The following is an 8,983-nucleotide window of genomic DNA, read 5'->3' as shown; positions in this document are numbered from 1 at the left end:
ATGGTGGGCGATCGCATGGATACTGACATCAAGGCCGGGATGGAAGCCGGTATGAAGACAATCCTCGTCCGGTCCGGTATTACCGACGACGACATGATCGAGGACTTCCCCTACCGGCCTAGCCGCGTGATTGACTCAGTCAAAGACCTCGTTGGGAATGTTCACGATCCCTGCGGTGAATTCGAGGAGTAGAAGAAGGCTATTGGTCGACGAGCCAGGGCAAACCCTCGGCGGCGTTCGCTCGGATCGACCACGTAGCTAACTGGGTGAGGTCGGTCTCGGCCGGGCTGACCTCCACGATGGGGGTGCCACGGCGCGCGGCAAGCGTCGGCAATGATGCTGCCGGATAAACGACGCCGGACGTTCCGATGATGACCACCAGGTCGGCGTCGGTCATGGCTGCTTCTGCCTCTGACCAATCTTTGGATGGCAGGGCCTCGCCAAACCACACGACGCTTGGGCGGACTGTTCCTCCGCACTCCGCGCAGCGAGGGGGAGCGAGCCGCTCAACGGGATGGGTAGGGGGTTCTTCACCAGGCGCGGGCTTTCCACACACACTGCACCGATATTCGTTCAGGCGGCCGTGGAGGTGTGCCACATTCTGTGCTCCCGCGCGTTCGTGCAGGTCATCGATATTTTGAGTCGTGGTGTGCATAGACACCCCATTGCGCGCACCCCACCGGGCCAACGCTTTATGTCCGGCATGAGGTTGCGCTTCACGCGCACAGTGTTCCCGCCACTGATACCAGGCCCACATGGGATCGGGATCCTCCCGCCACGAATCAATACTGGCCATTGCCTGGGGGTCCACGTGACTCCATAAACCAGTCTCTGCATCGCGGAAAGTATCTAAACCGCTATCAGCGCTCATCCCCGCTCCCGTGAATATTTCAACGCTGCGCGCTCTGTCTCGGGCGGTGCGGAGACTAGATGGAAGTGGGTCAGTAGGAGAGATAACAGTTGTATTGGGAAACATCAGATTCACTCGATGCTCGCGCAGTGGGAGAGTGGTACTGCTGGGAATTGTGGTGTGATTAACGGAGCCCGAGAGAAGAGCACCGGCTATTACGCTTTCCCTGCTCGCTCACAGTAAGTGGCGAGGGATATTAAGCCACGTGCTCTTCGTGGGCCGTTCTTTATTGCTCCGAACTATTCCGAGTAAGAATGACGCTCAGAAATAGTGCCGTCCAGATTCTTGATGATGTGGTCACCCTTGCGCTCTTTGGCGAGGTTACGGCCGTATTCAACAGCTTCCTCTTTGGTCTCGTGGGTGCTGGTCGCGCGCTCGTTACCCTGAGGGCGGTTCTTCCACTCACCATCTTCGTTGTAGGTCTCGATAACGGTATCTGCCATTGCTGTGTCCTTTCATCTCAATCAATTGACGACGCTTATTCCGGTAGGCGACCGAATGAATTCAGTCGTATCCGAACACCAAGCAGTGCTATGTATCAAGTATAGAGACAGGTCATTTGATGCGCTGTGCGTTCATCGAGATTATGGCCACAGTAATAGAGGCCCTCTGGGATTACTCGTTTTCTCGGGCAAGGTATTTTGCGTTTTTAGAAACCGGTAATAGTCGGGGAGAGCAACAGGTAATGGCTGTTGAGCATCACCCCGGGGGGAGCTGTGATTTTCAGATCTGTGGCTTTTCACCCTTTAGTGACACTGTTCACAGTAAGCTGTTGATATTCTTTCATCGCGACGATCAGTTGTGACGGTTCTGTGAGTCCGCGCGCCGGGGCTATCTACGAAAGATACTGACCGTTCATCGGTGGTTATCTCAGCGTGGACAACCCGGCGGTGGGGTACAACCGTCGCACTCGGACACCGGGACCAGGATTGCCGCGACTTAATGACGAGCTTGAATTGATGAGGAGAGATCTACGATGTCGCCAGTTCCTCCACCCCCACCGGGGAGCCCATCCCCATCGGAGGCCTCGAAAAAACGTGCCCCAGCCGCGTCTGACAGCGACGACACGACGACGGAGGCGGTGGAGCCGCGCGAGGTCGATAGCACAACCACCCAGGGTGACGACGCTGGGTCGGGCGACAAACCGAAGCTCAGCGCTAAGTCGCAAGCTCCTGGTGCTCCGGCAGCACCAGGTGCGCCGAAAGCTCCCGGCGCTCCGAAGGCTCCGTCGGCATCTGGCGACGTGAAGGAAGGGGGAGCGCCCTCGGCTGCTAAGGCAGGCGGTGCTCCCAAGGCCCCCGGTGCGCCAAAAGCGCCATCTGCATCAGGCGCGCCAAAAGCGCCGACGTCCGCTAAAGCGGGTGGAGCACCTCAAGCTCCTGGTGCGCCTAAAGCGCCGTCTGCACCGGGTGCTCCGAAGGCTCCAGCCTCTGCCAAGGCAGGTGGAGCTCCCAAGGCCCCCGGTGCTCCTAAAGCCCCATCAGCTCCGGGTGCTCCGGGTGCTCCGAAGGCACCCTCGGCGGCTGGAGCAGCTGCTCCCGGTGCCCCCAGTAAACCCGGAGCTAACAAACCTGGTGCGCCAGGGAAGCCAGGTAAACCGAGCGCAGGCGCACCAGGCAAGCCGGGCGCAAAAGCCCCAGCTGCAAATAAACCCGGCGGTCCGAAAGCGCCGGGCAATAAGAAATCAGGCACTGGCAAGGCCGGAAAAGGCAAGACCGGCAAAGACGCTGCCAAGAAGTCCGGGAAGAAGGACTCGAAGAAGCAGCGCGAACCGATCATGATCGGTGAAAAGAGTCTGGTGCAGTGGGGCAAGATCGCAGGCCTCATTGCCGCTGGACTTATTGTCCTCGGCGTCATCGTCGTTCTTGGCGCCCGATGGCTGATGAGCCTAGATGCCGTCTCTCGATGGGTGGACAAGTATCCCGGCGAATACGATCCTTCGCCCGAGCCGGATCCTGGTTTCCCACTGTGGGCCCGATGGCAGCATTACCTCAACTTTTTCTTCATGCTGCTGATTATCCGGACTGGTCTACAAGTGCGTCATCAGCAAAAGCCTCCCGCTGTGTGGCAATCGAAGCGCGGCGGTAAGAAAATCAGCATCTTCTTGTGGCTGCACACCTCACTTGATGTGTTGTGGCTGGTCAACGGCGTGGTTTTCGTCGTGCTCTTGTTCTCCACGGGTCACTGGACGCGCCTCGTACCGACCAGCTGGAAAGTCTTCCCGAACGCCCTGTCCGCAGCATTGCAGTATGCGTCGTTCGAGTGGCCGGCGGAACATGGTTGGGAGAACTTCAATAGTTTGCAGCAGATTATGTACTTCCTGGTGATCTTCGTCGCGGCCCCGCTCGCTGCGATCTCGGGCGTGCGCATGAGTGAATGGTGGCCGAAGAAGGCAAAAACCCTGAACAAGCTGTACCCGGCCCCGGTCGCTCGTCATATTCACTACCCGACGATGATCTTCTTCGTGTTCTTCGTTTTCGTTCACGTTTTCCTCGTCTTCACGACGGGCTTCCGCGAAAACCTGAATCACATGTTCGCTGGTAATGACTCAGCGAACTGGGGTGGTTTCCTCTGGTTCATCGGTGGCCTAGCTGTTGCAGTCGCGGCTGTGATGGCGGCACGACCGCTCGTTCTGGCTCCGATCGCAAGTCGATTTGGCCAGGTGAGCGCGCGCTAGAACTCACACGCACCCGCAAGACTGAGCGCCCATTCGTCGTCGATAAAGAGATTATCGACGACGAATTTCGCGTTTCTGGCATGCGTTGGCACGTCCCGAGACGCGCCGGCACGCGTCTGAGCCTCTGCCGAGAGTGAATGTCAGTGTAATTGTGGCTTCTTCCTGGGGTGTTGGGGATGTGAATCCGGGGGTACTAGTGTGTGGACGGATCACAAGCGTTCCGGGCTACGGCCCGTTGTAAACGTTGGCGATGATGACGCGGTCGCGCCCGTTGATTCACCTGTTTACGCGTGAGTAGAAAGCCTCGATTTTTGTTTGCACTGCAGATATTGATCGTCTTGGCGGCTATTGTCCTGGGGGCCCGGTTAGGTTCAATAGCAATCGGCTTCGCCGGCGGCCTGGGGGTACTTGTCCTCGGACTGACCGGAGTTCCGGTGTCCCATGAACAGATCCCGTTCGACGTCATCAGCATTATTATGTCCGTCATTTCGGCAATTGCCGCGATGCAATTGGCCGGAGGAATGGACTACCTGGTTCACGTAGCTGAACGTTTCTTGCGGAAAAATCCCAAACGAGTCACATTCCTTGCCCCGATTGTCACGTATTTAATGACGTTATTGGCCGGTACAGGGCATACCGCTTTTTCGACGCTTCCGGTCATTGCTGAAGTAGCGAAAGAGGGTGGTGTCCGCCCGTCCAGGCCGTTATCCATTTCCGTTGTCGCATCTCAGATTGCGATTACCGCGTCGCCGATTTCGGCTGCGGTCGTTTTGATGGCGTCGTTAATGGAGCCGCATGGGGTGAGCTACCTGACGCTCCTTGCTGTGGTTATTCCGTCCACTTTCGTGGCTATTTTTCCTGCAGCGTTCATTACCAATCACCTTGGTAAAGAGTTAAGCGAAGACCCGATTTATCAAGATCGGCTAGCTAAAGGTCTAGTGAAGCGGACACAAGGTCAGACAGCGTATGTCCCCACAAAGAATTCCAAACTTTCGGTGTGGATTTTCCTTGTCGCAATTATTGCGGTGATGGTCTACGCGACCCTGATTTCCGACCAAGTGGGCTTAATTTCATATCCGACATTGCCTCGGAATGAAGCCATCATTTCATTGATGCTGGCCACGGCCACGATAATTACGCTTGTGTGCAAGCTACCGGCTGCTGAAATCTTGACGACCCAGGTGTTTAAGTCGGGCATGTCCGCGTGCATATGCGTCATGGGTGTTGCATGGCTGGGGACAACCATTATCGACGCGCACCTGGACCAGATTAAAGACCTAGCCGGGAACGTGTTGAAGGACTATCCGTGGATGCTCGCCGTGGTGTTGTTCCTTGCTGCGGCCTTGCTGTACTCCCAGGCGGCTACGACGAAGGCTCTCATGCCCGCAGCATTGGCGGTGGGGGTAAGCCCCGTCATAGCCGTGGCATCGTTTGCAGCAGTAAGTTCTTTGTTTATTTTGCCGACATATCCGACGCTTCTCGCGGCCGTGGAAATGGACGACACGGGAACCACACGGATCGGAAAATACGTGTTTAACCACCCATTCCTCATACCGGGCACGGTGGCTATTGCAACGGCGGTTGCTTCAGGCTTTGTTTTGGGGGAACTCCTGATTTAGCTGATTCACACCCCGCCGCACGCCGTCCTCCGAGGCGTGTATTCCGAATAATTTTCATTCTCATCGGGTTTAAAGCAATACAATAGAAAGCGATATACCGGCTTTGACCGAGGAAAAGAAGGATGGTGGGTTAATAATGTCTACTTTTACTGTCACAGCCGAACCAGGAACGAGTAGTGATGTCTGGGTCCTCGTGTGCCCCGAAGTGGGTGCCGTGTCCCAGGTGGAAAACCTCGATGATGCCGCGGATGAAATGCGGGAAGCGATCGCTTATCTTGCAGGAATAAAAGAAGATGACGTGGATATTGAGGTAGAGACGATTAAGCAAGCTAGCTAGGTAACACGCTAGTTAGAAAAGACTAAGCCCCGCTTTGACCAAGTATCTGTACTGATCAAAGCGGGGTTTTACTGTGCCCCCGACAGGATTCGAACCTGCGACCTTTGGTACCGGAAACCAACGCTCTATCCCCTGAGCTACGGAGGCATCACCGGCAAAACACCACGATCCTTTGACACTGATTCAACGGATAACGGGGTGTTCACCGCACGACGAAACTACCTTAGCACTCCGCCGTGAAAGTACGAACACGCGGGGTAACTCGCGTCGCCAATCACGCGAGAATGCCTTATCTACCAGTCACTTCCGAACAATCAACACGATCAGAGTTCGTGGTCCGTGAACCCCTTCAACACGACTCAACTCAATATCAGAGGTCGCCGACGGGCCAGAGACAAGAGTGATCGGCATCTCCGGGTTGAGGCGATCAATAGCCTCAGGAACACCGTAGACAATCGACTCCTCGCGCACGATGCACAAATGGCAGTCAGGGACCAGCGTCAGGGCACGGCGGCCATTCGTCGCCGATCCATCCAGGTAGATCGTGCCCGTCTGCGCGGAACTGACGTGAGACTCCGTGATAATCGCATCAAAGCGCCCCAACTTATGAGGATCCGTGGAGCGATCATCCTTCTCAACGTCAGCTGAGACTGAGGAATAAATCGATTCGTCGATGCCCTCGGCTACTCCGAGCTTAGAGAAGCCATGTTCGCGGCAAAGGTCAGCCACTGTGGACGGCAGGTCAGCCTCTTTCACGATGTGAACGTCGGCCTTATAATCCACCAATCGATCTTCGAGGAGATCGACCAGTTCGTCGGTGGACCGAGTTCGGTTGGTCCTGTAGTCCCGTGGAATGGGGTAGGGCTCCGACGGCACACCAGCCAGTTTGTTTGCGTTGCGGATTCGCCCGAGGATTTCTTCTTTAGCGGACGTAGACCGGAATCCCATGACTACTTCCCCTCCTTCGACGAATTCTTAGCGCTGCTGTCGTCGTGTGCCTGTGGCTCAGAAGTAGCGTCGTCCAGCACATGCTCGAGAGGCTTCGATGACGTCTTCCGCTCGCCAGGTTCACTGACCTTTACTTCGGCGGCGTCGCCAGTGTTGTGATCGGCATGGCGGAAACTGTTATCCGGAATGCCTTCCTTCCGGGCAGCGGCCAGAGTCCTCTTGCCTTCCTCGGAAGCGAACCACGCACGGAACGATTTCTTCGGCGGAATTGCCGTATCCCGCACATTCGACCACCCAGAGAGGAAGCCGGGCAGGCTCGTGATCTTCCCCTTCGGCCACCCGAGAGCCCGTCCCAACACAGCGGCTCGGGCGGAGAAGTTCCAAATCTGTTTGTTCCCGAAGACAAGTCCCATGCTGCTCATGATCATGCCCTCGAACTTCGGCCGGTGGTGCTCAATCTTCTGGTGGCGAAGCTCCAGCAACGCGGACGGGATGTCGATCTCGACGGGGCAGACTTCAAAGCAGGCACCGCATAATGAGGAGGCATAGGGGAGAGAAGCATTGGGATCCTCGGCGGATTCCATACCGGCCAGCTGTGGGGTCAAAATGGCGCCAATGGGGCCTGGGTAGGTTGACCCGTAGGCGTGTCCGCCAGCCCGTTCGTACACCGGGCACACGTTCAAGCACGCGGAGCAGCGGATGCACTTCAATGCTTCACGGCCGATGGCATTCGCCAGCGCATGTGTGCGTCCATTGTCAATGAGCACGATGTGGAAGTTCTTCGGCCCGTCGCCTTCAGTCGTTCCCGACCACAGGCTGGTGTAGGGGTTCATGCGCTCGCCGGTGGAGGACCGGGGAAGCAGCTGCAGGAACACCTCGAGGTCCTTGAACGTCGGCAAGAGCTTTTCAATCCCCATCACGGAGATCAACGTCTCAGGCAAAGTCAGGCACATGCGGCCATTGCCCTCAGACTCGACGATGGACAGGGTGCCCGTCTCTGCGATACCGAAGTTAGCGCCAGAAATGGCGACCTTCGCGTCCATAAACTGCTTGCGCAAGAAGAGCCGCGATGCCTCGGCCAAGTCCGCAGGGTTATCCGTCAAACTCTCATCTGTGTTGGGCATCTCCTTGATGAAGATGTCCCGGATCTCAGCGCGGTTACGGTGAATCGCAGGGACCACGATGTGCGACGGACGGTCATGACCAAGCTGGACAATCAGCTCGGCCAGGTCCGTTTCGCGCGCCTCAATTCCAGCTTCCTTGAGGGCATCGTTGAGGCCGATCTCCATCGTCGCCATCGACTTAATCTTGACGACCTTCTTCTCACCTGTCTCCTTAACAAGACCGGTGATGATCTCATTGGCCTCTTTCGCGTCGCGGGCCCAGTGCACATGTCCACCACGGGCGGTGACGGCTTCCTCAAACTGCTCCAGAAGCTCAGGCATCCGAGCCATCACATCGCGCTTAATGGCCGAACCGGCGTCGCGAAGCTGCTGCCAATCGTCGATTTCACCGACGACACGGGCGCGCTTATCGCGAATCGTGTGCGTCGCCATCCGCAAGTTGTGGCGCTGGACCGAATTCTTTAGATCATGGCGGGCAGCTTGCTGGAATCTCTCCGTACCACGAAGATTGCCGACGCCGTCAGGAGCGGTGGGTGGCATCGTCGGCATACCAAGACTGATGGTCACAGCATTGCCTCCTTGGAATAGAACGCGCCTTCCGGCGTCCAGGGGTGTTCTTCAGTCGATGCGAGGATTTCCGCAATGTGCAGGGCGCGGACTCCAGAGCGCTGGCGGGACAAGCTACCGCCGATATTCATGAGGCAGCTCGGGTCGCCGGCGGTGACGAATTCCGCACCGGTCGAGACAACATTGCGAGCCTTATCGCCCACCATGGCGGCCGACGTATCCGCGTTCTTGACTGAGAACGTTCCGCCGAATCCGCAGCATTCCTCCGCGCCGGGCAGGCGGACAAGATCCAGGCTCTTGACCTGTTTGAGCAGCTGATAGGGGCGGTCGCCCACCTTCACCATGCGCAGCGAGTGGCAGGTTGAGTGGTACGTCACGCGGTGGGGGAAATAAGCACCAATATTCGTTTTCCCCTCGATATCAACGAGGAACTCCGAGAGATCCAAGGTCTTCGGTGCCGTCTTCTTCACACCGTCGACGAGTGCTTTATCGCCATAGCGTTCCGCAACCATTTGGTGCTGGTGGCGGACCGCACCCGTGCATGAGCCCGATGGCGCGATGACGTAGTCAATGGATGGATCCGAGAATGCGTCAACATAATCGCGGATCTGGGGGATGATTTCTCTTTGATAGCCAGTGTTGACGTGCATCTGTCCGCAGCACGTCTGGCCTTCGGGGAATACTACTTCGTGGCCAAGCCGGGACAAGATCACTGCCGTCGCCTTGGAAGCGTCAGGAAATAGGGCATCCCCGATACACGTGGAAAATAGTGCGATACGCACAAGCCCTCCTCAGGGTTAA

9 protein-coding genes and 1 tRNA gene are annotated in these 8,983 nt (G+C 57.0%); 4 read left to right on the top strand and 6 right to left on the bottom strand.

The annotated features are described in order from the left end of the window. On the top strand, positions 1 to 192 hold a 192-nt coding region (locus tag Q3981_RS01550; protein WP_303123181.1), incomplete at its 5' end, for an HAD hydrolase-like protein. A gap of 7 nt (positions 193 to 199) precedes the next feature. Here Q3981_RS01550 and Q3981_RS01545 read toward each other — a convergent pair. Next, a complete protein-coding gene (locus Q3981_RS01545; RefSeq protein WP_303123179.1) occupies positions 200 to 976 on the bottom strand; it encodes an NAD-dependent deacylase in 777 nt (258 codons plus the stop codon). 173 nt (positions 977 to 1,149) lie between these two features. Then, entirely contained in the window at positions 1,150 to 1,353 is a 204-nt protein-coding gene (locus Q3981_RS01540) for a DUF2188 domain-containing protein (protein WP_204087203.1), read from the bottom strand. Positions 1,354 to 1,886: 533 nt separating this feature from the next. Between Q3981_RS01540 and Q3981_RS01535 the strand changes: the two genes are divergently transcribed. The 3 genes from Q3981_RS01535 (at position 1,887) to Q3981_RS01525 (ending at position 5,543) form a co-directional block, all read left to right on the top strand. Beyond that, on the top strand, positions 1,887 to 3,587 hold the full coding sequence (locus Q3981_RS01535) for a cytochrome b/b6 domain-containing protein (RefSeq protein ID WP_303123177.1): 1,701 nt from the start codon (positions 1,887 to 1,889) through the stop codon (positions 3,585 to 3,587). A 311-nt stretch (positions 3,588 to 3,898) separates the two neighbouring features. Continuing rightward, positions 3,899 to 5,206 (top strand): anaerobic C4-dicarboxylate transporter, encoded by a 1,308-nt coding sequence (locus Q3981_RS01530; RefSeq protein WP_303123175.1) that lies wholly within the window; start codon positions 3,899 to 3,901, stop codon positions 5,204 to 5,206. A gap of 136 nt (positions 5,207 to 5,342) precedes the next feature. Further along, positions 5,343 to 5,543 carry a hypothetical protein gene (locus tag Q3981_RS01525; RefSeq protein WP_060941859.1) on the top strand — a complete coding sequence of 67 codons (201 nt, stop codon included), beginning with the start codon at positions 5,343 to 5,345 and terminating at the stop codon, positions 5,541 to 5,543. Positions 5,544 to 5,617: 74 nt separating this feature from the next. Here the strand turns inward: Q3981_RS01525 and Q3981_RS01520 are convergent. The 4 genes from Q3981_RS01520 to Q3981_RS01505 all read right to left on the bottom strand — a co-directional run bounded on the left by Q3981_RS01520 (position 5,618) and on the right by Q3981_RS01505 (position 8,964). Next, positions 5,618 to 5,690: transfer RNA gene (locus Q3981_RS01520), tRNA-Arg, on the bottom strand. A 153-nt stretch (positions 5,691 to 5,843) separates the two neighbouring features. After that, the gene (locus Q3981_RS01515; RefSeq protein ID WP_303123172.1) at positions 5,844 to 6,491 is read right to left on the bottom strand and encodes an LUD domain-containing protein; all 648 of its coding nucleotides are present in this window, start codon (positions 6,489 to 6,491) and stop codon (positions 5,844 to 5,846) included. 2 nt (positions 6,492 to 6,493) lie between these two features. Next, positions 6,494 to 8,182, bottom strand: a complete 1,689-nt coding sequence (locus Q3981_RS01510; RefSeq protein ID WP_303123170.1) for a LutB/LldF family L-lactate oxidation iron-sulfur protein — start codon at positions 8,180 to 8,182, stop codon at positions 6,494 to 6,496. Continuing rightward, the gene (locus Q3981_RS01505; protein ID WP_012731925.1) at positions 8,179 to 8,964 is read right to left on the bottom strand and encodes a (Fe-S)-binding protein; all 786 of its coding nucleotides are present in this window, start codon (positions 8,962 to 8,964) and stop codon (positions 8,179 to 8,181) included. Before Q3981_RS01505 ends, Q3981_RS01510 begins: the two co-directional genes overlap by 4 nt. Positions 8,965 to 8,983 lie beyond the last annotated feature (19 nt).

It is taken from the genome of Corynebacterium sp., from assembly GCF_030530965.1.
GTDB lineage: Bacteria > Actinomycetota > Actinomycetes > Mycobacteriales > Mycobacteriaceae > Corynebacterium.
This window is presented reverse-complemented; position numbering and strand designations above follow the sequence as displayed.